General features: G+C 36.4%; 27 protein-coding genes and 1 pseudogene. 16 read left to right on the top strand and 12 right to left on the bottom strand.

All coding sequences use genetic code 11. The features are described from left to right. Positions 1-3 precede the first annotated feature (3 nt). The 4 genes from FBR08_RS04730 (at position 4) to FBR08_RS04715 (ending at position 3,217) form a co-directional block, all read left to right on the top strand. Positions 4-912, top strand: a complete 909-nt coding sequence (locus tag FBR08_RS04730) for a GYDIA family GHMP kinase (RefSeq protein WP_158961657.1) — start codon at positions 4-6, stop codon at positions 910-912. Between the two features lie 416 nt (positions 913-1,328). Beyond that, a complete protein-coding gene (locus FBR08_RS04725; protein WP_158961656.1) occupies positions 1,329-2,057 on the top strand; it encodes a YqjF family protein in 729 nt (242 codons plus the stop codon). Positions 2,058-2,067: 10 nt separating this feature from the next. After that, positions 2,068-2,484 carry a hypothetical protein gene (locus FBR08_RS04720; RefSeq protein ID WP_158961655.1) on the top strand — a complete coding sequence of 139 codons (417 nt, stop codon included), beginning with the start codon at positions 2,068-2,070 and terminating at the stop codon, positions 2,482-2,484. Between the two features lie 28 nt (positions 2,485-2,512). After that, positions 2,513-3,217, top strand: coding sequence for a carboxypeptidase-like regulatory domain-containing protein (locus tag FBR08_RS04715; RefSeq protein WP_158961654.1), 705 nt, complete (start codon positions 2,513-2,515; stop codon positions 3,215-3,217). Here FBR08_RS04715 and FBR08_RS04710 read toward each other — a convergent pair. Together FBR08_RS04710 and FBR08_RS04705 are read right to left on the bottom strand one after the other, a co-directional pair. Then, positions 3,214-3,615 (bottom strand): hypothetical protein, encoded by a 402-nt coding sequence (locus tag FBR08_RS04710; protein ID WP_158961653.1) that lies wholly within the window; start codon positions 3,613-3,615, stop codon positions 3,214-3,216. The two genes, FBR08_RS04715 and FBR08_RS04710, sit on opposite strands and share 4 nt — an antisense overlap. Further along, on the bottom strand, positions 3,615-4,193 hold the full coding sequence (locus tag FBR08_RS04705) for a hypothetical protein (protein ID WP_158961652.1): 579 nt from the start codon (positions 4,191-4,193) through the stop codon (positions 3,615-3,617). The genes FBR08_RS04710 and FBR08_RS04705 overlap by 1 nt, the downstream gene beginning before the upstream one ends. 120 nt (positions 4,194-4,313) lie before the next feature. Here FBR08_RS04705 and FBR08_RS04700 point away from each other — a divergent pair, with 120 nt between their 5' ends. Both FBR08_RS04700 and FBR08_RS04695 read left to right on the top strand, forming a co-directional pair. Further along, positions 4,314-5,528, top strand: a complete 1,215-nt coding sequence (locus FBR08_RS04700) for a BaiN/RdsA family NAD(P)/FAD-dependent oxidoreductase (RefSeq protein WP_158961651.1) — start codon at positions 4,314-4,316, stop codon at positions 5,526-5,528. An 8-nt stretch (positions 5,529-5,536) separates the two neighbouring features. Next, positions 5,537-6,022, top strand: coding sequence for a PH domain-containing protein (locus FBR08_RS04695; RefSeq protein ID WP_158961650.1), 486 nt, complete (start codon positions 5,537-5,539; stop codon positions 6,020-6,022). A gap of 196 nt (positions 6,023-6,218) precedes the next feature. Here FBR08_RS04695 and FBR08_RS04690 read toward each other — a convergent pair whose 3' ends face one another. Next, on the bottom strand, positions 6,219-6,845 hold the full coding sequence (locus FBR08_RS04690) for a hypothetical protein (protein ID WP_158961649.1): 627 nt from the start codon (positions 6,843-6,845) through the stop codon (positions 6,219-6,221). Positions 6,846-7,062: 217 nt separating this feature from the next. On the opposite strand from FBR08_RS04690, the gene mvaD reads away from it, so the two are divergent. The 9 genes and pseudogenes from mvaD (at position 7,063) to FBR08_RS04650 (ending at position 14,027) form a co-directional block, all read left to right on the top strand. Further along, the gene (gene mvaD / locus FBR08_RS04685; protein ID WP_158961648.1) at positions 7,063-8,157 is read left to right on the top strand and encodes a diphosphomevalonate decarboxylase; all 1,095 of its coding nucleotides are present in this window, start codon (positions 7,063-7,065) and stop codon (positions 8,155-8,157) included. Between the two features lie 55 nt (positions 8,158-8,212). Further along, entirely contained in the window at positions 8,213-8,611 is a 399-nt protein-coding gene (locus FBR08_RS04680; RefSeq protein WP_158961647.1) for a hypothetical protein, read from the top strand. A gap of 29 nt (positions 8,612-8,640) precedes the next feature. Beyond that, on the top strand, positions 8,641-9,234 hold the full coding sequence (locus tag FBR08_RS04675) for a penicillin-binding protein activator LpoB (protein ID WP_158964169.1): 594 nt from the start codon (positions 8,641-8,643) through the stop codon (positions 9,232-9,234). Positions 9,235-9,245: 11 nt separating this feature from the next. Further along, positions 9,246-10,670 (top strand): COG3014 family protein, encoded by a 1,425-nt coding sequence (locus FBR08_RS04670; RefSeq protein ID WP_158961646.1) that lies wholly within the window; start codon positions 9,246-9,248, stop codon positions 10,668-10,670. A 7-nt stretch (positions 10,671-10,677) separates the two neighbouring features. Beyond that, a pseudogene (locus FBR08_RS16865) lies at positions 10,678-10,824 on the top strand (cysteine-rich CWC family protein); the annotation flags it as partial. Between the two features lie 15 nt (positions 10,825-10,839). Then, entirely contained in the window at positions 10,840-11,031 is a 192-nt protein-coding gene (locus FBR08_RS16860) for a DUF5522 domain-containing protein (RefSeq protein ID WP_233266312.1), read from the top strand. Positions 11,032-11,104: 73 nt separating this feature from the next. Then, on the top strand, positions 11,105-12,043 hold the full coding sequence (locus tag FBR08_RS04660) for a mevalonate kinase family protein (RefSeq protein WP_158961644.1): 939 nt from the start codon (positions 11,105-11,107) through the stop codon (positions 12,041-12,043). 54 nt (positions 12,044-12,097) lie between these two features. Further along, on the top strand, positions 12,098-13,021 hold the full coding sequence (locus FBR08_RS04655; RefSeq protein WP_158961643.1) for a geranylgeranylglycerol-phosphate geranylgeranyltransferase: 924 nt from the start codon (positions 12,098-12,100) through the stop codon (positions 13,019-13,021). 70 nt (positions 13,022-13,091) lie between these two features. After that, a complete protein-coding gene (locus FBR08_RS04650; protein WP_199268630.1) occupies positions 13,092-14,027 on the top strand; it encodes a pseudouridine synthase in 936 nt (311 codons plus the stop codon). A 120-nt stretch (positions 14,028-14,147) separates the two neighbouring features. Here the strand turns inward: FBR08_RS04650 and FBR08_RS04645 are convergent, their stop codons facing one another. From FBR08_RS04645 to FBR08_RS04630, 4 genes are all read right to left on the bottom strand, one after another. Then, positions 14,148-14,678, bottom strand: coding sequence for a YceI family protein (locus tag FBR08_RS04645; protein ID WP_158961641.1), 531 nt, complete (start codon positions 14,676-14,678; stop codon positions 14,148-14,150). 26 nt (positions 14,679-14,704) lie between these two features. Beyond that, positions 14,705-15,436 carry a pirin family protein gene (locus FBR08_RS04640; protein WP_158961640.1) on the bottom strand — a complete coding sequence of 244 codons (732 nt, stop codon included), beginning with the start codon at positions 15,434-15,436 and terminating at the stop codon, positions 14,705-14,707. Positions 15,437-15,602: 166 nt separating this feature from the next. After that, a complete protein-coding gene (locus FBR08_RS04635; RefSeq protein WP_158961639.1) occupies positions 15,603-16,181 on the bottom strand; it encodes a Crp/Fnr family transcriptional regulator in 579 nt (192 codons plus the stop codon). Between the two features lie 102 nt (positions 16,182-16,283). Further along, a complete protein-coding gene (locus tag FBR08_RS04630) occupies positions 16,284-17,474 on the bottom strand; it encodes a pyridoxal phosphate-dependent aminotransferase (protein WP_158961638.1) in 1,191 nt (396 codons plus the stop codon). A gap of 277 nt (positions 17,475-17,751) precedes the next feature. Between FBR08_RS04630 and rsmG the strand changes: the two genes are divergently transcribed. Continuing rightward, a complete protein-coding gene (gene rsmG, locus FBR08_RS04625) occupies positions 17,752-18,381 on the top strand; it encodes a 16S rRNA (guanine(527)-N(7))-methyltransferase RsmG (protein ID WP_158961637.1) in 630 nt (209 codons plus the stop codon). 369 nt (positions 18,382-18,750) lie between these two features. On the opposite strand, the gene FBR08_RS04620 is transcribed toward rsmG, so the two are convergent. The 5 genes from FBR08_RS04620 to FBR08_RS04600 all read right to left on the bottom strand — a co-directional run bounded on the left by FBR08_RS04620 (position 18,751) and on the right by FBR08_RS04600 (position 24,800). Further along, complete coding sequence (locus FBR08_RS04620; protein WP_233266245.1) at positions 18,751-19,635, bottom strand: universal stress protein; 885 nt, start codon at positions 19,633-19,635, stop codon at positions 18,751-18,753. A 3-nt stretch (positions 19,636-19,638) separates the two neighbouring features. Next, positions 19,639-21,225: a BCCT family transporter gene (locus tag FBR08_RS04615; protein WP_158961636.1), complete on the bottom strand. Its 1,587-nt coding sequence runs from the start codon at positions 21,223-21,225 to the stop codon at positions 19,639-19,641. A 199-nt stretch (positions 21,226-21,424) separates the two neighbouring features. Continuing rightward, on the bottom strand, positions 21,425-23,050 hold the full coding sequence (pruA, locus tag FBR08_RS04610) for an L-glutamate gamma-semialdehyde dehydrogenase (RefSeq protein ID WP_158961635.1): 1,626 nt from the start codon (positions 23,048-23,050) through the stop codon (positions 21,425-21,427). A gap of 97 nt (positions 23,051-23,147) precedes the next feature. Next, on the bottom strand, positions 23,148-23,534 hold the full coding sequence (gene apaG / locus FBR08_RS04605; RefSeq protein ID WP_158961634.1) for a Co2+/Mg2+ efflux protein ApaG: 387 nt from the start codon (positions 23,532-23,534) through the stop codon (positions 23,148-23,150). A gap of 21 nt (positions 23,535-23,555) precedes the next feature. Next, the gene (locus FBR08_RS04600) at positions 23,556-24,800 is read right to left on the bottom strand and encodes a type IX secretion system plug protein (protein WP_158961633.1); all 1,245 of its coding nucleotides are present in this window, start codon (positions 24,798-24,800) and stop codon (positions 23,556-23,558) included. Between the last annotated feature and the right edge of the window lie 11 nt (positions 24,801-24,811).

Below are 24,811 nucleotides of genomic sequence, written 5' to 3'. Positions count from 1 at the left end.
CCAATGGAATTTTATAGCAACGGTAAACTGTTAATTTCTGGGGAATATGTGGTGCTAGATGGAGCATTAGCTTTTGCATTGCCGACTAAATTTGGTCAGTCTTTACAGGTGGAACAGATTGAGGAACCCGTTTTGTATTGGACCAGCTATGATGTGGATGGGCAAGTTTGGATGAAGGAACAAGTAGATCTTGTTCATGTCGTTCAAGAAACCAACTTAGAAGGGAGTGCTTATTTACTAACTTTAGTAGATGTACTTCGTGTGGCACATCGTTTGAATCCATTTGTTTTGGAACAATCTGGCGGATTTAAAGTAGAGAGTAGATTGACCTTTCCACGTTTGTGGGGATTGGGAACTTCATCTACTTGGATTAATAACGTCGCCCAGTGGTTTGAAATTAATCCCTATCAGCTGTTGCGTGAATCTTTTGGTGGAAGTGGTTACGATATTGCTTGTGCACAGCACGATTGTGCTTTGTTTTATCAAGTAGTGGATCCATTGAATCCAATCGTTGATTTACTCGAATTTGAACCTGCGTTTACCAATCAACTGTACTTTGTTTATCTGAATCAAAAGCAGAGTAGCAAAACGGCCATAGCGGCTTATAAAGCAAAAAAAGGAGGTCTTCAAAAAGAAATTCAACGCATCACAGAAATCAGTAAAGCGCTGTCTACAACAACAGAGGTAACTGTTTTTAAAGCGTTACTTGTGGAGCATGAAAAAATAATGGGTGTCCTTTTAGACACTCCCCCCATTCAAGAACGTTTATTTGCAGATTTTAATGGAGTAATTAAAAGTTTAGGTGCTTGGGGAGGAGATTTTGTACTGGTTGTTTCTCAAGAAGATCCAACCGACTATTTCCAGCAGAAAGGATATCATACGATTGTGACTTATCAAGCCATGATTAAATAGAAATAAAAAAAGTTCGTATTCCATTGCGAACTTTTTTTGTTTAAAAAACTTCCAAGCTAAGAGAATGAATGGACAAGGTTGATTTAGATGCTAGTTTGGATAAGGATATGGAAAGAGATGCTGTCTTTTGACATTATATTAGTTTCTTTTTAGATATTTGATTGGATATAATGGAAAAATGGGGTTTGAAGCCTGTATTGGAGGCTTTTATAGTAGAATTTAGTATATTTATATTGTTTTAAAATAGTTAATAGCTTGTATCTTTTTTACAGGTGTTCAAGTATAATTTGGTAGCTTTTTAGGTATGAGCAATATTGGAAGAAGTTATTGAAGAAAAGGCATCTACTAAGGTGCCTTTTTCGTATCTCTTTCGGAACTTCATATAAAGAGATTTCACTATCTTTAATGGAAATGAAATGGATATGATACAAGAGATTTTGACTGCTGTAGACCACAGACCTTGGGAATTACCACAAGGCAATTGGACGTATTACCAAGAGTGGAATCGGTTGATTTTTTTGCACTTTGAAGTGCCCTTTGATGTATTGAGAGCACTTGTACCGCATGCTCTGGAGCTAGATTCTCTAGATGGACAATGCTATATTTCTGTTGTCCCCTTTACGATGGAGAAAATTCGCCCTCGTCACTTACCTGCTGTTGGTTTTATTTCTGATTTTGATGAATTAAATGTTCGTACCTATGTGGTGAAAGAAGGAAAACCAGGGGTTTACTTTTTAAATATTGAAGCAGGTAAATCCCTTTCTGCTTTTGTGTCGCGAACGCTATCAGGATTGCCGTATGAAAAAGCAACCATGAAACGCAGTAAAGGAAAATATTCCTCTCACAATTCAAAAAAGAACTACCAATTAGAAGCAACGTATCATATAGGGGAGGTCGTGACACATAAAACACCGCTGCAAGTGTGGTTAACAGAGCGCTATTGCTTGTATACCTATGGAAATAATACGCTTCATCGCTATCAAATTCACCATAAAGAATGGGAGTTGAAAACCATTGCTTTTGACCATCTGAAAGTGGATTATATATTTGGATCACTGAAACTGACGGAAGACAAGGTGCTTGCTCCAAATTATTCCGATGGCATTCAAGTGGTTGCTTGGAGTAAGGAAAAAGTTGAAATTTAAAACAAAAAACATGAGAATTCTTCATTTACTATTGGTCTTTTTTAGTGGGTATTTTGCACAGGCTCAAGCGCTAGCTGGTACATGGAAGACCAATGCGGTATTTACGTACAACATACAAGAATACTATGTGTTAACTCCTGCAAACACAACCGAAGAGGCTTCCAAGATGGAACGTTATGGTAGTTTTGTTGTTTTTTCGGAAGATGATACGTTTCAAAGCTATTATACAGCACCTTGCGGAAATGATTGTTTTACAACGACAGATGGAACCTATGAATACCTAGATAAAAACACGGTGAAACTCACACTGCATCGTTTGCACCAAAGTGGAATGTGTCAAGATGCTCAAAATAAAAAAGTGGTTTTAGGTGTTTTTGACATTGTGCAAAATAAAGAAGGTACGCGATTAGTGAAGCGTAAAGTATGATAGTAGTTTTTAAGTAAATCCTTTTTAGATGGCTAATTATATTATTCAAATACCTGAACCATGTTCCGAAGATTGGAATCAAATGACTCCTGTAGAAAAAGGAAGATTCTGTGCGGTTTGTGAAAAGGAAATCTATGATTTTTCAGCGTATACTGAACAAGAGTTGATTCAACAGATTAAAAAAGAAGGGGAAATTTGTGGACGAGTTCCTGCAAAATATTTAGATATAGAGTTGAATGAATCAACTGCGAATCGTGGAATTGGTCTGCGTGGTCTTGTTGCAGCTACAATTAATTTATTGGTTTTAACCACAGCAACAAGTGTGCAAGGTCAGACTCAAGACCCTGTAGAACAAAGTGAGCAACAAAAAGGCGATAGTAGTGAAAATCTTGAAGTAACAGTTCTTCCAACCCAACCGTTGAAACGCATGGTAACAGGGCAAGTAATCGATGAAGAAGGATTAGGATTGGCTGGTGCAATTGTTATAATTAAGGGAACAGAACATGGGGTAGCTGCGAATTTTGATGGGCAATTTGCAATTGAAATTCCGGAGGAAATTAATGATGTTGAGTTGTACTTTAGTTTTTTTGGAACAGAAGATTATATTAAAAAGATTAAAGATTTTGAAAAGCCATTGGTGATACGGTTAAGGAGTATCTTGGATGACGAGAAGACGATAATCACTACAGGAGGAATTATTGTGAAAAAGAAGAAAAAGTGGCTTTTCTTTTAATTGTTTATACGTAAGCGGTTGATTTTTTCTTGTCTCGTCCAATCATGGGTTTGCGTAAGCTCATTAATTGTTACATAGAGCAGTAAAGCTGTTTCCTTGTATGCTATACGGGTATGTACTGCTGTTGTTCGCGCGGCCAAACCAACGAGTAAATCAGCGAGCTCTTCCTGATTGGCAGTATCAAAAGAAGGATGTATAGCAAAGAAATCATTTACTTGTTGGGGTGTAGTTAGGGACAGTAATACGTCTAAGTCAACGGAAGTTTGTTCTTTCAAGTTTGAGGAAAAATCTTGAATAGCTTGCTCATTAGTGTCATCAGGAGGTAATTGATTAAAAAAGGCCCTTAGAATAAGAGCCGTTTTTTGTATGAGTCGTAAAATTGTATCTCGTGTTTCCATTAGCGAACGGGTCTCAGTGTGTTGCTGAAGGTCACCTTAAAAGGATTGTCTTTGCTACTGTTTTTCATGATGTAGATAAACTTAAACATCTTAGCGTGATCACTTTCAATCGTTACCTCGCTATTGGTATAGGTATCTACAATGGTAAAGTCATCGGTATTGTCAACGCGAACAGATTTTGCAATCCCGTTGGATAAATCACTCATCGTCATGCCTCTGAAGAATGTTTTGTTGCTATTTTTAACAACAATATTCTCTCCTTTGAATCCTTGAGTCAAGATAACGACACAGTATTTAGCTTCTGTCGCTTGCATGCCTTGTAAATAGGACTCTTTCGTCTTGTCTGAAACAGATCGAAAATCATCCCTTACTTGAGCATAGGAAGGCAAATCAATAACATCTTTGGCTTCGGGTAATCGATTTTCTTCTTTTATTTCTTCTAAGCGATCTTCAATAGACAAATCTTTAGATGTGTTGCTACTACTGTTGTTGTTACTGTTACTTGAACTACTCCCTGATGGAACGGATTTACACATAGCAAATAAAACAATCAGGAATAAAAAGGGCAATTTTTTCATAATCTTAATTTTACAATGATAAGGATGCGATTGTAAGTAAGTATCTTTGTGGCTGTAAAGATAAAAGTTTCAAATAGAATAAAAAAAGAGATCTTTACTTAATGACTAAACAAGTGTTTTATGCATTATGATGTTATCATTGTAGGAGGAGGGGCTGCTGGTTTTTTTACGGCAATCAATATTAGTGAACGCCATTCGAAATTGAGAATTGCTATTGTAGAACGTGGAAAAGAAGTGTTGTCAAAAGTGAGGATTTCTGGTGGAGGGCGTTGTAATGTTACGCATGCGTGCTTTGATCCTAGAGAACTGGTGCAATTTTACCCTAGAGGAGCGAAAGAATTGTTGGGACCTTTTCATCAATTTTGTTGCGGAGATACGATAGCATGGTTCGAGAAATACGGTGTAGAATTAAAAATTGAGGAGGATGGACGTATGTTTCCCATAACAGATTCGTCTCAAACGATTATTGATTGTTTTCTTCAAGCAACAGCAAAATTTAAAATTGACGTTCTTCAAGGCGTTAGCGTGCAAGGGGTTTATCAAAGTGATAACGGATGGAAGCTGGATACGACAAAAGAAAATATGACCTGTACTGAATTGGTTTTTACTACGGGAAGTAATCCTAAAATAGGTGAACTTATGCGCGATCTAGGACATCGTTTGGTAGAACCTGTTCCTTCGTTATTTACCTTTAATATAAAAGATAAACGCATCAAAGATTTGATGGGAGTTTCAACTGCAGCACATATAAAAGTAAAAGGAACAAAATTAGAAGCTACCGGCCCGTTGTTAATTACCCATTGGGGAATGAGTGGGCCTGGAATTTTGCGATTATCTGCTTGGGGAGCTCGTATTTTAGCAGAGAAAAAGTATCAATTCCATATTTTGGTTAACTGGCTGCCTCAGTTTGAAAAAGAAGAGTTGTTTGATGTGTTGAAAGAACTAAAACAAGAGCATGCTAAGAAAATTGTTTTAAAACGAGGGCTATTTGATTTTCCTATGCGTTTATGGGAACGTTTAGTTGTTGCAGCAGGTATTAGTGAAACCATTACTTGGGCCGACTTAACAAACAAACAAATGCAAGCGTTAATAATGCAACTGCAAGAAGGAGATTATCAAGTGAATGGAAAGAGTACCTTTAAAGAAGAATTTGTAACGGCTGGTGGAATTGATTTACGCGATGTAAATTTTAAAACCATGGAAAGCAAAGTTTGTTCTCATTTGTATTTTGCAGGTGAAATACTAAATATAGACGCAATAACAGGGGGTTTTAATTTTCAAAATGCTTGGACTACGGGGTTCTTAGCTGCACAAGCAATTGCTTCTAAATTTTAAAAAAATAGATGAAATTTAATTATTATAACACAAGTAGTAGCGCACTGCTTTTAGTGCTGTGTCTAGGTCCATTTTTGTCAACGGGAATCTTTTTCCTCTTGGTCGCTTCGGGTATCATTAAGCTTGTAGCGGTCTTGTTGTTCTTTTTGTTTTTGGTCTTTTTGTATAAAGTGCTCTTTATGAAAGTGACGATTGACGAAAAAGGAGTAAGCTATAAAAGCTTGTTTAAAGAGAAATCCTTGTCTTGGACGGAAATTCAAGACGTTTTAATTGTTGTAAGGGAAAGGAGATCTATACCAGATTACTATAAATTAGAGGAATGGATGCAAGCCGGAAAATCGAGTAAAAGTTATTTTTTACTGTTTCGTTCAACAAGTGAATTCCCTGCTAATCCGATGTTTATGTTTAGTGCGCCAATCGATGAAGATTATATTAGTGTGCAGGCTAGAAAAGAAATTATCGAGAGCATCAATCAATACTATTACCGTTCTTAATCTTTTCTTAAAGAAAGCGCAATTGGTGATAACATTGTTGATAAGTTTATTTTATTTTAGTAGCATACGCAAGTATTTTGCGTTCCTTTGGCGAACACACAACGAATAAATTAGACTACTTTAGTATGATTTAAAGATGTATGTAATTTTGTAAGTGCTAATAGAAATATGGAAGGTGTCCCCTTCCATATTTTTTTTATTCTTTTATTAGAGGATTAGGATTGTAAACTTTAAAAAACGATCCTTGGTAATCTTTGATGAAACGAGTAATAACCGTTAACGTAGATAAGCCAATTAAGGTTTTTAACGTCCAATTTTCCGAGGGAATTAATAGAACGATTAAAACAAGAGCACTAATTGTAGCGTACATTCGAAGGTTGTAATTTCGGGTGTTAATGGTTTGTTTATACAATAACATAAAAACAAATAAAACAATAATTGTACTGCCCAACAAGAATAAGAATTCTCTCCAACTCGAATTGGTGAAAATAGAATAGCCTATGGCTAGAGTCCCTGAAAGTGAAGCCAAAATCAAATTAGTGTAATCCAATAGTTTAATGCCATAACTCAAGCGAACCTGTATAGATACATCTGCTGTTAAGTGTAATGTCGTTTGTTTGATTGCTTTGAGCTGAGCTAATGAGATTTTGTATTGCGTCTGCCCGTACATAATGAGAACGTTGGAGCTTTTGCTGTCTAAAACTAAAGTGGATGAGGTTGTATCTTCTAGTTCTTTGACTAAGCAGTCATCTGAATAAATCAAAATAGGCTCTGGATCCCTCTGTGTCTTTTGAGAGATCGTCGTAAGGTGTAATCTTACCATAATGTTATGAGTTTGTGGGTTCGGTGTTAAGCTAATATAAAATATGTTTTTATAATAAACAATTATAACCTGATTTTTTTGCAATAAAATGACCTGAAGTGTAGAAATAGTTTAATAAAAGTGGTGAAATGATTGCGTATGGTAAGTTTCGAAAGGACAGAAAGGAAACGCTTGTATCTAATAAAAAGGTAGTATTTTTGTCAAAATTTAGAAAGGAATGACAAGCGCAACTGATTTTATTTTCGAGGGAAGTACCACAACGAATGAACAAACGATTCAACAAGGTACATTTACATGGAGTGCTCCGAGTAATATTGCACTAGTGAAGTATTGGGGGAAAAAAGAACAACAGATTCCCGCAAACCCTTCGTTGAGTTTTACGTTGAGTAACTGTAAAACGATCACTTCTTTATCTTATTTCAAAAAAGAAGAAAAGGGAATTGCTTTTGATTTGTTGTTTGAAGGACAGCCCAAAGAGGAGTTTAAACCGAAAATTCAAAAGTTCTTTGAGCGTATTTTACACTATTGTCCTTATATCGCGGATTATCATTTTACTATAGATACCAAAAACACATTTCCACACAGTTCTGGAATAGCCTCTTCTGCATCTGGAATGGCGGCTTTAGCGATGAATATTATGTCGCTAGAAAAAGCACTGCATGCGGAAATGACGCAGGCCTTTTTTTTAGAAAAGGCTTCTTTTTTAGCGCGTTTAGGTTCGGGTAGTGCCTGTAGAAGTGTTGTTGGAAGCGTTGTTGTTTGGGGCGTGCAAGCGGATGTAAAAGGCAGCTCGGATTTATTTGGTATTGAAGCACCTTTTGACATACACAACCATTTCAAAAATTATCAAGATGTAATTTTGTTGGTCGATAAGGGAGAAAAACAAGTGTCTAGTACAGTAGGACACGATTTGATGCACGACCATCCTTTTGCACAGGAGCGTTTTAAACAAGCCCATCAAAATCTTAGTCGATTGAAAGACATCCTTCAAACAGGAGATTTAAACCAATTTGTCGCGTTGGTTGAAAGTGAAGCATTGACCTTACATGCGATGATGATGACCTCGATGCCTTACTTTATATTGATGAAACCCAATACCCTTCAAATTATTGAAAAAATTTGGGCTTTTCGCGCTAAAACAGAAATCCCCGTTTGCTTTACATTAGATGCAGGAGCGAATGTACACGTGCTTTTTCCCGAAAACAATAAAGATGCTGTATTGGCGTTTATCCGTGAAGAGTTGAGTGAATTCTGTCAAAATGAACATTTTATTGAAGATAAAATGGGAACAGGAGCTGTGTTAATTAAATAAATAGTACTATATTTACTTTAGAAAAAATAGTGTTTAATTTTTAAAAAATCAAGCTATGAAAAATGTTATAAAGTTATTCGGACTCGTGATATGTAGCTTGTTAACATATCAAGTTAGTGCACAAACGCCAGTTTTTGACCAAAATCCCAACTATCGCGTTAGTATGGAAAAATACATGATGCAGAAGGATTCACTTTTGGTTAATCTAGGAGAAACTGTCCAAGATACGTATAAAGCGTACGATTGGTATGAAGCCAAGCAAGAGCGAAAAGCACTGAAGCGACAATACCGCCACGAAGAGCGTATGGCTCGAGCAAAATATGGACGCAGTTATTATTCCGATTATGGATATAACTACAATTCGGGTTACAACGGTTATTATCGAAATTATAGCAACTGGAATTGGATGCCGCGTATTGGCTTTAAAACAGGTAACTGGTGGTTCTCAATTTAATGAAAAAATTAATGAATAATAAAAAAAGTATGCAAATTAAGAAGATAGCATTAGCTGCAATTTTAGCAACATCAGGTCTATTTATCACGTCATGTGGTCGTCAAGTTACACGTGTTAGCACTGAAGAGACCATCGATTTAAGTGGTAGATGGAATAACTCCGATTCACGAGAAGTTGCGCAACAAATGACAAGACAAGTATTAGACGGTGCTTGGATTGGTAATTTTCAAGATGACAACAACAACAAAAAACCTGTAGTTATCGTCGGAATGGTTTACAACAAAAGCCATGAGCATATTGATGCTGAAACTTTCGTAAAAGACGTAGAGCAATCATTTATTCAGTCTGGACGCGTGCGTTTAGTTCAAGGAGGTAAAAAACGCGATGAGTTAAGAGGAGAAAGAGCGGATCAACAAACCAATGCTTCGGCTTCTTCTATGAAGCAATTTGGATTGGAGCAAGGAGCGGATTTTATGTTGCAAGGTTCAATCAACTCAATTGTCGATTCACACAAAAAGAAAAAAGTGGTTTACTATCAAGTCAATCTGGAATTAACTAATCTTCAAACGAATGAAGTAGTTTGGATTGGTGACAAAAAGATAGCGAAATACGTAAAAAACTAAATTTATAATTTATGGTTTTCAATCGAACCATATATTCAATTACAAAAACATTAGTACTTGTTGTGCTAATGTTTTTCGTATTTGGATGTGCCACTTATCACGATAGAATTACCGATTACTACCAACGTATGCTCAATGAAGATTACGTCGGAGCGGATAATGCCTTAGATAAGAACAAGTTGTTGCAAAAACCTCGAAATCTTCTGTTATTCTATATGGAAAAGGGAAAGGTGGAGCATCTAAAAGGAAATTATGCCCTGAGTAATCAATACTTTAATAAAGCCGATTTAGTTATTGAAGATCAAGTGACTAAGTTTGGTGATGTTATGGTGGGACTTTTTCTTAATTCTATGTCGCAGAGTTACAAAGGAGAGGAATTTGAAATCTTTATGATTCACTACTATAAAGCATTGAATTATTTGTATCTCGGACAATCACAAGAAGCGCTCGTAGAAGCGCGTCGAATTAGTTTGCAAAATTATGAGTTAGGGGATAAATATAACAACAAAACAACGCGCTATTCGAAAGATGCATTTTCGCTTAATTTACAAGGGTTAATCTACGAATCTACCGGTAATTATAACGACGCATTTATTTCGTACCGCAATGCACTTGACGTATATCAAAGTGCAGTTGGAGGGTTGTATTATGGCGTTTCCGCACCACAGAATCTGAAGTATGATGCTATGAATATGGCGGATAAACTTGGGTTTGTTACTGATTTACATCGATTTGAAAAAGACTTTGCAACCCCTTTTAAACGCTATAAAGCGACAGAAGGCGGAGAGCTTGTCGTTTTCTGGGAAAATGGTACTGCTCCAATTAAAGAAGAAGAAAATATTATCTTCACTTTAATTAAAGGAGATAGTGGAGCTTTGGTCTTTACGAATGCATTGGGTGTTATGATTCCCTTGGACTTAGGAATTGCAGGAAATACAAACTTAAGTGATGTGCACAGTGTGAATATTGCTTTTCCGAAGTATATTCATACAAAATCACCTTATGCTAGTGCTAATGTAGAAGTAAATGGAAGTGAGATATTTGCATTAGAAAAAGTACATGATATTGATGTTGTAGCTGTTTCTACCCTGAAAGAACGCGCTGGAAAAGAATTAGGACAGATTTTAACGCGATTAGCAGTAAAAAAAGCTGCGGAATACGCTGTGAAGTCTGCCGCTAAGTCAAATGATAACAATGCCATATTAGAAGGTGTAGGTTTAGGCTTACAGCTGTTTAATATGTTTTCTGAAAAGGCAGACACGCGAAATTGGCAAACCTTACCCGCTGAAATGAGTTATGCTCGTATCCCTTTACAAAAAGGAGTAAATAAGTTGACTTTTGAATTGCGAAAACCAAGTGGAGAGGTTGTAAAGCAACAGGTAGAAATTGAAGCGAATGGTGGAATGAAATTCTATAATTTTGCTACAATGAAGTAGAAAGATCATGGCGAAGAATCAAGTATGTACACATTGTAAATCACCTATTGACTGTCGAGCTGAAACAATTGATTTGTGTGCTTGCTCGCAAGTTAAACTCAGCGCAACTACTCGAAATTTTCTGCGTAGTTCGTTTCATAAATGTCTGTGTACGGCTTGTTTAGAAAAGATGGAGCAATTGGTTCAGGAAGCCCAAATGAGTGAATTTCCTCCTACAAGAAGCGAAATGATAGAAGGAAAACACTTCTATAAAGAAAATGGATATTTTGTCTTTACCGAATTGTATCATCTGCTCAAAGGACAGTGTTGTCAAAACGGATGTAGACATTGTGTGTATGGTTTTAAAAACCGCTATCTGTAGAAAAAAATAAGACAAAAACACCTAAGCGTTAATATTATACGTACCTTTGTGGTGTAAATTACTTTTATAAGCTATGAAAGGACCTTTATTTTATTCGAAAATTCTATTATTCGGCGAATATGGAATTATTAAAGACTCAAAAGGGTTATCGATTCCTTATAATTTTTATAAGGGAGCCTTGAAAATGGAAGATAACTTGGAGGGATTTGCTAAAAAATCAAACGAGAGCTTGAGAAACTTTGCTGCGTATCTACAAGATATGCAAGAGGCAGAGCCATCTTTGGTTCAATTTGATCTCAATCGCCTACAGACAGAAATTGAAAATGGACTGTATTTTGATTCTAGTATTCCACAAGGCTATGGCGTAGGAAGTAGCGGTGCTTTAGTAGCAGCAATCTACGATCAATACGCGATAGAAAAAATTACCGTGCTAGAGAATTTAAGTAAAGATAAATTACTTATACTAAAGGGAATCTTTGGTAAAATGGAAGCTTTTTTTCATGGAACTAGCTCAGGCTTAGATCCGTTGAATAGCTATTTGAGTTTACCTATCCTGATCAATTCTAAAGATAATATTGAACCAACAGGAATTCCTTCTCAAAGTTTAGACGGAAAAGGAGCGGTGTTTTTAATAGACTCGGGTATTGTTGGGGAAACTGCCCCTATGGTAACCATCTTTATGGAGAAATTAAAAGAACAAGGGTTTAGAAAGGTACTGAAAGAAGAATTTATTAAGCATACAGATGCTTGTGTAGAAAACTTCTTAAAAGGAGATTTGAAAGCGCTGTTTAATAATACCAAAGAACTTTCATCTGTAGTATTCAATCACTTTAAACCGATGATTCCAGAACAGTTTCACCAGGTGTGGCAAAAGGGAATCGAAACCAATGATTACTACTTGAAATTATGTGGTTCTGGTGGAGGAGGATATATCTTGGGATTCACCCCAGATATTGACAAAGCAAAGGAAACACTGAAAGATTACAAATTAGAAGTAGTATATCAATTTTAAGATATATAGATATAAAACATGTTATAACCTTTTTTAATCACAAGAAAAATAAATATGTTATCTAGGAAAAATAAAATCCTCTTAGCTAAAATATTCAGTCTATTTTCTGTGGTAAGAGGTTATAACATTTTTGTTATAATTTTAGCCCAATACCTAGCGTCAATTTTTATATTCGCTCCAGAGAAAAGAGCCTTAGACGTTATTTTAGATTGGCAATTATTCCTCATTATCTTAGCATCGGCCTTAGCAATCGCTTCTGGCTACATCATCAACAATTTTTATGACGCAGAGAAGGATCTAATCAATCGACCCAATAAATCAATGTTGGATCGTTTGGTGAGTCAAACAACAAAATTGAGGGTCTATTTTTTTCTCAATTTTCTATCGGTTTGCATTGTACTTCCTGTTTCCATACATGGCGCTATTTTCTTTGCTATTTATATCTTCCTCTTGTGGTTTTATTCCCATAAGTTGAAAAAATATCCAATCATTGGCAATCTATTAGCCTCGTTGTTGGCTATGTTGCCTTTCTTTGCCATCCTCATGTACTTTAGATCATTTCATATTTCTATTTTTATACATGCTTTTTTCTTGTATCTCATTATTTTGATTCGAGAAATCATGAAGGATTTGGAAAATCTTCGAGGAGACTTTGCTAATAACTATCAGACGATGCCGGTGCGCTTTGGCGAGCGAAAAGCTAAAGAAGTGATTACAGGTGTTTTTGTGTTGGCTTTAATTCCCGTCTATTTTATGACGGTTCGCTTTGATGTTGGCTATATGATTTACTATTTCTATTTTAGTATTGTTATTTTGCTGTTCTTCTTATTGAGATTATGGAAATCGAATACAACGCAAGAATATCACCAATTGCATTTTTTACTTAAGCTTTTGATTCTCTTAGGAGTTTTATCTATTGTGTTGATTAAGCCCGATGTTTTGGCAAGTGGCAAGTATCTTTTAGAGGAGACTTTATAATAAAAAGCTATATTTTTTTGTATTTTGAAATAAAAGACGGAGTTTGTCTATCTTTGCAAAAATATTTAATATGAATAACGGTAAATCAGGTTCTAGAAAACCCCAATCTAATCGCAGTGGTAAACCAAAAGCAGGAGGGCCAAAAGCTGGTAAATCTAAAGCTGGAGGATCAAAAGTTGGAGGTGCAAAACCTTTCCAGAAGCGAGCTAGTCAAGGACAAGGAGCACAAAAACCTAATCCTTCTGCTAGAACATTCGATAAAAAACCAAAAGTAGCATCAGCTCCAAAAGAAGATAATGGAGTAATGCGCTTAAACAAGTATATTAGTAATTCTGGAGTATGTTCTAGAAGAGACGCAGATTTATATATTACTTCGGGTAACGTAAAAGTGAACGGAGAAGTAGTAACGGAATTAGGACACAAAGTAAATATAACGGATGTAGTAAACTTTGACGGTATGGTATTAATACCAGAGAAAAAGGTATATATCTTGTTAAATAAGCCCAAAGGATTCTCTACCATCAATGAAGATGTTATTAGTCAAGAGAATGTATTGAGCTTGATTAAAAATGCAACTAAGTCAGCAGTAGCTCCTGTAGGTCGTATGGATAAGAGTACATTGGGATTGATGATTTTTACCAATGATACGAGTTTAATTCAAAAACTAAGTTCACCTGAACAACGCTCTTCTAAAATGTATCAAGTATCATTGGATAGAAACTTAAAATACGAAGATTTAGAACGTGTACAAAAGGGAATCTACATTGATGAGAAACGCGTATTTGTGGAAGATGTCGCTTATGTTGAGAATCAACCGAAGACTGAAATCGGAATTAAATTAAAAGCGTCTAACGTAAAATTAGTACGTGCTTTATTTGAATCAATGGACTATAATGTATTGAAAGTAGATCGCGTCATGTACGGAAATATTACCAAGTGGAATCTACCAAGAGGAAGCTGGAGATTTTTAACGGATGATGAAGTTCGCAGCTTACAACAAGGGTAAATAGTTATCAGTTATCTGTTATCAGAATAAAATAAACAAAAAAAGGGCAAGTTTAATTTAAACTTGCCCTTTTTTCGTTTATTGATAGTTGCTTAGATTTTGCCGTTTATGGCGTATCAATTAAGCTAATACAAATTGTGTTTCTATATCAAAATTAACTTCTTCGCTTACTAATAAACCACCTGTTTCTAGTGTGGTGTTCCAGTTTAAATTCCAGTCTTTTCTATTCACTTTACCATTTAGGGCTAAAGCAATTTTAGCATTTCCCCATGGATCTTGAATGATACCGCTGTATTCTGCATTTAATTTTACAGTTTTACTTACACCGTGCATGGTTAAAGTACCTTCTACTACATAATGGGCTTCTCCTTTTTTCTCAATTTTAGTTGAGGTAAAAGTTACAGTAGGGTATTGTTCTGCATCAAAGAAATCAGCACTTTTTAAGTGGTTGTCACGATCTGTATTGTTTGTGTCAATTGAAGCTGTTTGAGCCTCAAATTGTAGTGTGCTTTCTTCTAAATTATCATTTACTAGGTTGATTGTTGCTTGATAATCGGTGAAATTTCCTCTTACATTGGTAAACATCATGTGTTTAATTTTAAAGCCAATTGAAGTGTGTGTAGTGTCAATGTTCCAAATTTTAGTTTCCATTTTTTTTATTTTTTTACTGTTTGTAATTATTGTAAGTAACTTGGCAATTCCATCGGAATCTCCATTAATAATAGTTGTGCATCAGCCGTTGCTTGTACTTGAAGGGAATCAATATCCCAAATTCCGATGGCATCTCTGCGATTTAATGTTTGGTTGTTCGCTGTGATGCTCCCTTCTAATACAAAGAGATAAATTCCGTTGGTTTTATCTTTCAGCTCGTAGTTTAGTCCTTTATTTTGATCCAAGTTTGCTAAATGAAACCAGGCATTTTGGTGAATCCACGCTCCTGCATCCTCAGGATTAGGAGATAGAATCTGATCCCAATTGTTTTTTCTATTCGCCACGTCTAAGGGCAATTGTTGATAGCGCGGTGTGACGTGAAGTTTATTGGGAAATACCCAAATTTGCAAGAATTCACTCGCTTCTGTTTCACTAGGGTTAAACTCACTGTGTTGAACCCCTGTACCTGCACTCATCACCTGAATTTCATTGACGTTAATCGTCTGTCCATGTCCCATGCTATCTTGATGTGCTAGACTTCCTTTCAACGGAATTGAGATAATCTCCATATTTTCATGGGGATGAGTTCCAAATCCCATGCCTGGTGCTACATAATCATCATTGAGAACACGTAAAACACCGAAGTGTACACGGTCATTGTTTCTATAGTTAGCAAAGCTAAACGTGTGGTGTGATTTCAACCAACCGTGGTCGGCAAATCCTCTTGTATCTGCGGGGTATAAAATAAAATTATCCATAGCTGTATCGATTTTTGTTATACAAAGATACAGACAATCAATGGGTTAGTTGCTTAATGTAGGTTAAGAAATGGTGAGGAGGTGTGAGGAGGTGTGGTTGATTGTCGATTGTTGATTGTCGATTGTCACGAACAACAAACAACAAACAACGAACAATAACCAACCTCTATTTCGCGGTTAGGATTCGCTTTTTTAATTTGCTAAAAAATTCAGGGGTAATCCCTAAATAGGACGCAATTTGCTTTTGTGGTAAACAGTGTTTAATATCCGGGAAACGCTCGCAGAAGCGCTCATAACGCTCTTCAGCGGTTAGTGAAAGGTTATCCATCAAGCGTTGTTGATTGGCGATTAGTGATCGTTCAATAAGGATGCGGAAATAACGTTCCATTTTTGGAACTTGGTCAAAGAGATTGAGCTGTTGAGTACGAGTCATAGTTAAGACCATAGCATCTTCAACTACCTCAATATAGGATTTTCCCGGTTTTTGAGATAAAAAGCTGTACATATCGGCAATCCACCATCCATTAGTAGCAAAACTAACGGTATGCTCGACGATCTGATCATCAACAAAGTAGTTTCTCAATATTCCTGAGATTACAAAAGTAGAATTATAGCAAATTTCCCCTTCGATTAGGGTTTTTTCTTTGGCACTATAACGATGGGATTCAAAGGAATCCAATACAATTTTTTGCTCTACTTCTGTCAAGGTTACATGCTTCGCAATGCTTTCTAATAGTATATCCACAACAATCGGTTTATCTTTTAAAGATACGGTTTTTATTTTTACAAAAAAAAAGCGCTAATACGAGAGTATTAAGCGCTTATGTATATTTTTTGTTGATGAGTTCTATTTCAAAGCCTCTTTCATTCGCTTTAGTGCTTCTGTCAATTGATCTTCGCTTGTTGCATAAGAAAGGCGGATACAATTTGGATTTCCAAAGGCATCACCTGTAACGGTTGCAACATAGGCTTTATCTAATAAATACATCGATAAATCGTTTGCGTTGTTAATGGTTACTCCTTGTAGCGTTTTTCCAAAGAAAGCAGATACATCTGGGAATAGGTAGAACGCACCATCTGGTACATTTACTTTTACTCCTGGGATTTCTCTCAATAAGTTTACTACTATATCTCTTCTATTTTTGAAGGCGCTTACCATGTCTTTTAATACACTTGGATCTGCGTTAACGGCTGTGATCGTTGCGCGTTGTGCAATTGTATTGGCACCCGAAGTTACCTGTCCTTGCATTTTAGCACAAGCTTTTGCAATGAATTCTGGGGCACCGATATAACCGATACGGTATCCTGTCATAGCAAAGGCTTTCGAAATTCCGTTTACTGTAATGGTACGCTCAATTAGATTGCCAATTGAACCAATACTGCAATAAGCACTGTCAAAAATGATGTGTTCGTAAATTTCATCTGAAAGGATGTAAATAGCGGGGTGTTTTTCTAGTACAGCAGCAATAGCTTCCAATTCTGTTTTGCTGTAAACAGATCCACTTGGGTTACAAGGTGAACTGAACCACACCATTTTGGTTTGAGGTGTAATTGCCTCTTCCAACTGTTGAGCCGTAATTTTAAAATCGGTGTCGATCGTTGTTGAAACTTCTACGGGAATACCTTCTGCAATTTTTACGATTTCAGCATAACTCACCCAAAAAGGAGCGGGAATGATCACCTCGTCTCCAGGATTGATCATCGCTTGAGCTACATTGAATAACGCTTGTTTAGCTCCTGTCGAAACGACAATTTGGTTGGCTGTATAGTTTAGATTGTTATCTCTTTTGAATTTGTTGCTAATCGCCTGTCTTAACTCTAAATATCCTTCAACAGGAGGGTATTTACTATAGTTATCCTGGATTGCTTGAATAGCTGCTTCTTTGATAAAGTCAGGTGTATTAAAATCTGGTTCACCAAGACTCAAGCTGATGATGTCTATTCCTTGTTCTTTTAGCTCGCGAGCTTTTGCGGCCATCGCTAAAGTCTGTGAAGTTGTAAGATTGTTGATTCTATCTGATAGAACTTGAGTTTCCATAGGTATTAAATACATTTAAATAGTATCAACCAAAGGTAAGTATAATAAATTTATATTGAGAACTCATGTTGACTTTTTTGATTGAAGTGAAAATTAGCCATTTTGAGTCTGATTAAAGGCATTTTTAAGTTGCATAGCAGGGCTACGGAATGAAAAAATGGCGAAAAACAGGCTCAAAAGAGCAATTTTTAACCAATTAGAGAAAGTCAAGATGAGTTCTATAGTTAAGGGTGTTTATTTACCGAGAAAAAAGGCTATTTTTGTCAAAACTTTTGAAATGGAAGAAATTTTAAAATATTTCCCTAATCTTACCCCAGAACAAATCGCACAATTTGAACAATTGGAAGCTGTATATCATGAATGGAATGCGAAAATTAACGTTATTTCTAGAAAGGATATACAGGAATTATACGTAAAGCATGTTTTGCATTCTTTGGGTGTTGCCAAAGTCATGGAATTTGTTCCCGGAAGTAGTGTGATGGACGTTGGAACAGGAGGAGGTTTTCCAGGTATTCCCTTGGCTATTATGTTTCCAGAGACAAAATTCTATTTGATTGATATTATTGCAAAAAAAATACGTGTAGTTAATGAGGTAGTGCAAGCCTTGGGGTTGACGAATGTAGTAGCAGAACAAAAACGAGCGGAAACCGTAGAGGAAAAATTTGACTTTATCGTGAGTCGTGCGGTTACTAATATGCCCGATTTTGTCAAGTGGATTCGCCATAAAACGAAAAAGGAAAATAACCACGAATTCGAAAATGGTATCTTATATTTAAAAGGAGGAGACTTAACAGAAGAATTGCAAGATTTTCCTAAAGCCGTTCAGTTCGATTTGAGCAATATCTTTGACAATGAATTTTTTGAGACCAAAAAAGTGGTGTATCTACCGTTGAAATACAAAGGGTAAATTGGATAGAAGAAAGAAGTGAGAAGAAAGAGGAGAGGAGTGAATTTTCTCAAGTAAGGAAATTCTTTCTTTTGACCTAGAATCTTTTTTTATGGATAGAAGTTAGAGGAAAGGAGATATAAGGGTAGGTTTCTCTACTGTAAGATGATTCAATCTTCAAACAAAAAAATAAAAAAAGGCATGGATTGCAACTACAATTCATGCCTTTTTTTTATTTTTTAAAGAAGTTTTTTTTCTTCTAACCTCTTTATATCATTAGGTTTATATTTATTTTGGTATTCGATGAATCTATCTCACCTATTTTATATTTGGTTTAGTGTTTGATGAATCTTCACTGCGTTTCGATTTTCACTGCGCTCCGATTTCTTCTCACTTCTTTCCAATAAGTGGTTTGACAAAAAGCAAACAAGTATCAGTAGGACGATGAAGGACGTGATTGGCTACACTTCCCAAAATAATGTCCTTAATACCCGCAGATCCTTTTACCCCTAAAATCATTAGATCTGCTTTTTTGGTTTTGGCGTATTGAATTAGGGCTGCAGCCACATTCTGATTTTTAGCAGGAACAATATCGATATCGGTATATTGTGCATAGGCTTGGTTCCATTTTTCTTCTTTTTCTCTAATGTCTTCTAGCGAAATTTTGTCCAATTCCCGTTCTGTCATCATCGGCAGATAGCTCCAATACGATTTGGAAATATGCACTGCAGAATGCTTGATTCGCTGTCCCTTAGAATTGTTTTTGAATCGATCGGCCCACAGCATAATTGAATTCGTGTAGCGAGAGAAATCGATGGCGTCAATAACTGTTTCAATGGGAACGTGAAAGGTTTCAGGAACAAGAAGTGTAGCTGAAGGCAATAGGCGAATGAGTTTGTTGGCCAAAGCGCCATTTCCGGTCAATTGTTGCTTGTTTCCCAACAACAGTAAGTCGTAGTTCTTTTGCTTTGTAAGGGTTGAAAAGGCAATTTCTGAATAGTTCTCCATTGTCACCACAATATCGTATGGATAGGTGATTTCAGTCGCACTAATTTGCTCTTCTATCCGTTTGTGTATTCTTTGCTGTATGAGTTTTATTTGTTCTTCTTCAATCAATTCTTTGGGTAGTTCACCTAATTTTAAATTGTGAATAAAGGTGATTTGTGCTACGTTTAGAATATGGTCGAGTATTTTGGCATATTGAATCAAATAGTGATCCATCTCAGAGAGGTCTAAGCCAACTATTATATTGAGTGCTTTGTTTGTTTCCATCATGCGTTATTTTTGCTGTTCTTCGATTAAATCAGAGATAATATCCTTGTAACTCTTTTCTTGTTTCGACTTCAATTGTTTGGCCTTTTTATTCAATTCATCTTGTAACCCTTTTTGCAAGCTGTAACACATGAGCAGGAGGATAACGGCAAAGGGGAGTCCGGTTATAATTACAGCGGTTTGTAAGGCATCTAAACCGCCACCCCATAGTAATACGATGGCAATAAATCCTTGTAAAAAGGACCAGAATATACGTTGCCAAACGGGAGAATTCCCTTCACTCCCTGAGGTAATGTTATCGATAACTAAAGATCCAGAATCCGAAGAGGTAATAAAGAAAAAGAAAATAAGAATGATGGCAACTAGGGATAGAAAGTTTGTGAGAGGAAAGTTTTCTAAAAAGACAAAGAGAGCTGTTGAAATATCTTCTTTAACAGCGACTACCATCGTCATATCGCCTTCTAAAATGGTGTGTAAGGCACTTCCTCCAAATACATTCATCCATAGCAGGGTAATTAACCCGGGTACGATTAGAACGCCTAAAATGAATTCTTTAATGGTGCGTCCTTTTGAAATTCGCGCAATAAAGCTACCTACAAAAGGAGACCAAGCAATCCACCAAGCCCAATAGAAAATCGTCCAAATATTTTGCCATCCGGAACCTCCGTAGGTATCATTCCACGTACTAATATCAATAAAGTTCGCCAAATAGGATCCCGTATTTTGTACATATCCTTTTAGAATAAAAAGGGTAGGCCCTGTGATGAAAATGAGCAGCATAAAACCAGAAGCCAAATACATATTGACATTACTCAAAAGTTTGACCCCTTTGTCCAATCCAGATAGAACGGAGATTGTAGCGACACTAATTACGCCAATAATAATTCCCGCTTGCATTAAAGGGGATATTTCCCAACCATAGAGGTATTGTAATCCGGCAGCAATTTGGGTTACCCCTAGTCCCAAGGAAGTGGATAGACCGAATACGGTGGCTAAAGTGGATAAGATATCAATGGTATGTCCCCACCAACCGTGAATTTTTTCCTTTAAAAAAGGATATAATAAAGAGCGGAAGGTCATGGGTAGTTTCTTGTTAAAACTGAAGAAAGCTAAGGCTAGACCAACAATAGCATAGATAGCCCAAGCGTGTAAACCCCAGTGTAAACTAGTAAATTCCATCGCTTGGATTGCGGTATTAGTATCGCCATCAGTAGCGCGAGGAGGATTAAAGAAGTGAGAAACAGGTTCTCCAATACTAAAGAACATAATTCCGATTCCCATTCCTGTACTAAATAACATAGCAAACCAAGAAGGTTTGGAAAATTCGGGTTCAGCATCATCACCCCCTAAACGAATATTTCCATACTTGCCAAAGGCGAGAAATAGGGCAAAAATGAGGATGATATTAACGGTAAGAATAAAAAACCAACCAAAATTTTCAGTTACTGCAAGTTGTCCAATATGAAACCAATCGCCCACTTTATTGGGAAAAAGGAGGCAGATAGCAAGAAGTAAAATGATTAGAAAAATGGAGGTGGTAAAAACGGGTGGGTTAATAACCAGTTGTTTTCTGTCTCGTAATTTTTTAAACATGAGTTATATTTTATTTGTTAATAAGTATAACCCAGTACTTTAGAAATGAAATAAGGAACTTTTTCTGCTGAAAAAGTATAAAAGCAAAATATAAAAGTAATTTTTACTTAATCGTTTTTTTAAATGTATCAAACGATCCCGATAAAAAGCACTGAATTGTGAAATAAAAAAGGCGGTTAACAAACCGCCTTTGTATGTATTATCCTAAGAAAGGATATTTGTAATCTTTTGCAGGAACAAAGGTTTCTTTGATTGTTCTTGGCGATACCCAACGCAATAAGTTCAAGATAGAACCTGCTTTGTCGTTTGTACCAGAAGCTCTTGCTCCACCAAATGGTTGTTGACCTACAACAGCACCTGTTGGCTTGTCATTGATGTAGAAGTTACCAGCCGAGTTTACTAAGGCTTCAGTAGCTTCTGCGATTGCATAACGACATTGAGAGAAGATTGCTCCAGTTAAGGCATAAGCGGAAGTCTCATCTACTAATTTCAATGTTTCAGCCCATTTAGCATCCTCGTATACGTAAATAGTTAAAACAGGACCGAATAATTCTGTTTCCATTGTATCGTATTTTGGATTAGAAGTTAAGATAACCGTTGGCTGAACAAAGTAACCTACAGATTTATCGTATGAACCTCCCAATACAACCTCAGCGTCTTTTGCATCTTTTGCTGCTTCAATTGCTTTCGCCAATTTGTCGAAAGAACTTTCAGAAATAACAGAAGAAACAAAGTTAGAAGGATCTACTGGAGAACCCATTTTGATTGTTGCTAAATCAGCAGCCATAAAGTCTTTTACTTGTGGCCATAATGAAGCAGGGATATACGCTCTTGAAGCTGCAGAACACTTTTGTCCTTGGTATTCGAAAGCTCCTCTTGTTAAGGCAACAGCCACTTCTTTAGCATTTGAAGATGGGTGTGCTAACACATAGTCTTTTCCACCTGTTTCCCCAACAATTCTTGGGTATGTTTTATAGTTGTTGATGTTTTGTCCAATTTTTGTCCACATGCTGTTGAATACACCCGTTGATCCTGTAAAGTGAATTCCAGCAAAATCAGGACTAGCTAAAAGGGTATCTGTAATCATAGCTGAATCACCGTAAACTACGTTGATTACACCGTCAGGTAAACCAGCTAATTTGAATACTTCTACAATTACTTGTGCAGAGTAAATTTGTGTAGCAGATGGTTTCCAAACCACAACGTTCCCCATCATTGCAACTGAAGACGGTAAGTTTCCAGAGATTGCCGTAAAGTTAAATGGAGTAATTGCGTATACAAAACCTTCTAATGGTCGGTGTTCTAATCTATTCCAAACTCCATCAACAGATAGCGGTTGCTCGGAATAAATTTGAGCCATATATTCTACGTTGAATCTCAAGAAGTCGATGAATTCACAAGCCGCATCAATCTCTGCTTGGTGTAGAGTTTTTGCTTGAGCAATCATCGTAGCCGCATTAATTTTAGCACGGTAAGGGCCTGCTAATAATTCAGCCGCTTTTAAGAAAATAGCCGCTCTGTGTTCCCATGGCATTGCTGCCCATTTTGTTCTTGCTTCTAAAGCTGTAGCAATTGCTTTTTCAACTAAGGCTTTGTCTGCTTGGTGGTAAACACCTAGTTTATGTTTGTGATCAAAAGGTGGGAATAAATCTTTTGTATTTCCAGTTCTGATTTCTTCTCCACCAATATATAATGGAATATCAACTAATTGGCTATATTGCTCTTTGAAAGAGTTCAAAGTCAATTCTCTCTCTTGCGTTCCTGGCGCGTATGATTTTACAGGCTCATTAATAGCACTTGGAACTTTGTAGAATCCTTTTGACATAATGTACTTTTTTTCGGGTTTATTAAAATATGTAACTACAAAGATAATTAATTTTACTAGAACTATAGGCGATTTACAGTAGTTTAACTTAAAGCGTCTAATTTAAAATAAAGGGTGCAATCAGTTTAAAAAAGGGAATCTCAATGCTGATCATTTGCTGATTATCTGTTCGGATTACGTTGTAATACCCCTGCATCGCCCCTGAAGTTGACGTCAATACACAACCGCTGCTATAGGTGTACTTCTCTTGGGGTAAAATGAAGGGTTGTTCTCCCACAACCCCTAAGCCTTCTACAATTTCTTTGGTATTGAGCGAGTCGTAAATTTCCCAATAACGCGAGTGAATTTGAATGGTAGAATCGCTCTGATTTTCGATGGTGATTTCATAACTAAAAGCAAATTGCATGCTATTGCCACGCTGAAAAAAACCTTCATACAATGTTACTACTGTTACATTTACTCCTTTGGTTTGTTTTGATACCATAATGTTGTTTCTTTTTGGGTTCTAGTACGTAATTTGTTCCGCATTGGTTTCTACAAAACCAATAACGCGGTCATATAAATCAGTATTTCCTTTATAGTAGACTAAAACTTGATAGGTATTGGTCGTTAGGGCGTGGTTGCCATCTTGATTGTGTTCGTTGCTTACTATTCCTTTTTGAACAGTGGTAATGTTGTAATTGGTAAATCCTTGCTTGATGAGAATGGCCTTTTCAAAGCGATCCGTCTGTGTATTATATTCAAGCCTATGTTCAGGTGTTAATTCATAATTGTTGAACATACCCGTTACATAGTAAGCCTTGTTTTTATCTTCTGAGATGGGTTGGAACTCAAAGTATACCCAACTGTATTCTGCTTCAATAGTGGCGTTTTTACCATATATATTTCGCACTCTAAATGAGCCACTGATATCCGGGTAGTAAGAATATTTTTTTTCTAACCATCCTGTGATAGGATAAAGTATGGTTTTATACATATCATTTTCTTTGCCATTGGAATAAATCATATTATTGGCTTGTCTCAAGTCACTGTTGTCGAAATAGCGAAATTGATTTCCTCCCCAAAAGCTTGTCTCTTTGTCGTATTTGTAAATTAAATCCGTACCAATGGTATATTGAGGGGGAACTTTGGTGATATAGGAATCCCAACGTCCATTTTGGAATAAGGCTACTTTGATATTGGCAGTTGGGTTCTGATAGGTATGATCTCCAAGTTTAATAGTAAGTTCTAAGGATTGCTTGGTATCAACATAAGTTAGATCGCGTAGTCTTTTTACTTGTGCACCAACGCCAACACTATTTTCATATAAGACAAATTTACGTCGAACTACTACTTGGTTGTCTTCATCGTAAATTTCTAAAATGTAGTTACCACTTTTGGTAATGCGATACACGGAGTTGGGAATCGTCAATTTGTAGTGGGTATACAGCTGAAGGGTATTAAATGAAGTGCTGTATTGTTGAATCCGTTGATTATCCATTCCTTTGATATATTCAATCGGTCTCAATTGAGCAGGCGTCCAATCATAATTATAGGCCAATACGCGATAATAGTAATTGCCTTCATCTCCATATAAATCATCAAACTCAAGAGTAAATCCATCTTGTAATGGAAAAAAGGGGGTAGTGGCTTTATCATTGGCCATGAAAGCAGCCATTTTAATGTAATTAGCGGTATAATCCTGTGTTTGCTGTGCATGAGCGAATAGCGTACACAAAAAGAATATAAAAAGCCATCGTAGGTTCAACATGAGCGAATATT

Source organism: Myroides fluvii (assembly GCF_009792295.1).
In the GTDB taxonomy this organism is placed as follows: Bacteria; Bacteroidota; Bacteroidia; order Flavobacteriales; family Flavobacteriaceae; genus Flavobacterium; species Flavobacterium fluvii_A.
Note: the sequence above shows the minus strand (reverse complement) of the source record. Positions and strands in the feature narration are given on the sequence as shown.

Bases quoted from the DNA above. Each gene is read 5' to 3' on its own strand.
- FBR08_RS04730 (WP_158961657.1), top strand. From the start codon at position 4: ATGGAATTTTATAGCAACGGTAAACTGTTAATTTCTGGGGAATATGTG.
- FBR08_RS04725 (WP_158961656.1), top strand. From the start codon at position 1,329: ATGGATATGATACAAGAGATTTTGACTGCTGTAGACCACAGACCTTGG.
- FBR08_RS04720 (WP_158961655.1), top strand. From the start codon at position 2,068: ATGAGAATTCTTCATTTACTATTGGTCTTTTTTAGTGGGTATTTTGCA.
- FBR08_RS04715 (WP_158961654.1), top strand. From the start codon at position 2,513: ATGGCTAATTATATTATTCAAATACCTGAACCATGTTCCGAAGATTGG.
- FBR08_RS04710 (WP_158961653.1), bottom strand. From the start codon at position 3,615: ATGGAAACACGAGATACAATTTTACGACTCATACAAAAAACGGCTCTT.
- FBR08_RS04705 (WP_158961652.1), bottom strand. From the start codon at position 4,193: ATGAAAAAATTGCCCTTTTTATTCCTGATTGTTTTATTTGCTATGTGT.
- FBR08_RS04700 (WP_158961651.1), top strand. From the start codon at position 4,314: ATGCATTATGATGTTATCATTGTAGGAGGAGGGGCTGCTGGTTTTTTT.
- FBR08_RS04695 (WP_158961650.1), top strand. From the start codon at position 5,537: ATGAAATTTAATTATTATAACACAAGTAGTAGCGCACTGCTTTTAGTG.
- FBR08_RS04690 (WP_158961649.1), bottom strand. From the start codon at position 6,845: ATGGTAAGATTACACCTTACGACGATCTCTCAAAAGACACAGAGGGAT.
- mvaD (WP_158961648.1), top strand. From the start codon at position 7,063: ATGACAAGCGCAACTGATTTTATTTTCGAGGGAAGTACCACAACGAAT.
- FBR08_RS04680 (WP_158961647.1), top strand. From the start codon at position 8,213: ATGAAAAATGTTATAAAGTTATTCGGACTCGTGATATGTAGCTTGTTA.
- FBR08_RS04675 (WP_158964169.1), top strand. From the start codon at position 8,641: ATGCAAATTAAGAAGATAGCATTAGCTGCAATTTTAGCAACATCAGGT.
- FBR08_RS04670 (WP_158961646.1), top strand. From the start codon at position 9,246: ATGGTTTTCAATCGAACCATATATTCAATTACAAAAACATTAGTACTT.
- FBR08_RS16860 (WP_233266312.1), top strand. From the start codon at position 10,840: ATGGAGCAATTGGTTCAGGAAGCCCAAATGAGTGAATTTCCTCCTACA.
- FBR08_RS04660 (WP_158961644.1), top strand. From the start codon at position 11,105: ATGAAAGGACCTTTATTTTATTCGAAAATTCTATTATTCGGCGAATAT.
- FBR08_RS04655 (WP_158961643.1), top strand. From the start codon at position 12,098: ATGTTATCTAGGAAAAATAAAATCCTCTTAGCTAAAATATTCAGTCTA.
- FBR08_RS04650 (WP_199268630.1), top strand. From the start codon at position 13,092: ATGAATAACGGTAAATCAGGTTCTAGAAAACCCCAATCTAATCGCAGT.
- FBR08_RS04645 (WP_158961641.1), bottom strand. From the start codon at position 14,678: ATGGAAACTAAAATTTGGAACATTGACACTACACACACTTCAATTGGC.
- FBR08_RS04640 (WP_158961640.1), bottom strand. From the start codon at position 15,436: ATGGATAATTTTATTTTATACCCCGCAGATACAAGAGGATTTGCCGAC.
- FBR08_RS04630 (WP_158961638.1), bottom strand. From the start codon at position 17,474: ATGGAAACTCAAGTTCTATCAGATAGAATCAACAATCTTACAACTTCA.
- rsmG (WP_158961637.1), top strand. From the start codon at position 17,752: ATGGAAGAAATTTTAAAATATTTCCCTAATCTTACCCCAGAACAAATC.
- FBR08_RS04620 (WP_233266245.1), bottom strand. From the start codon at position 19,635: ATGATGGAAACAAACAAAGCACTCAATATAATAGTTGGCTTAGACCTC.
- FBR08_RS04615 (WP_158961636.1), bottom strand. From the start codon at position 21,225: ATGTTTAAAAAATTACGAGACAGAAAACAACTGGTTATTAACCCACCC.
- pruA (WP_158961635.1), bottom strand. From the start codon at position 23,050: ATGTCAAAAGGATTCTACAAAGTTCCAAGTGCTATTAATGAGCCTGTA.
- apaG (WP_158961634.1), bottom strand. From the start codon at position 23,534: ATGGTATCAAAACAAACCAAAGGAGTAAATGTAACAGTAGTAACATTG.
- FBR08_RS04600 (WP_158961633.1), bottom strand. From the start codon at position 24,800: ATGTTGAACCTACGATGGCTTTTTATATTCTTTTTGTGTACGCTATTC.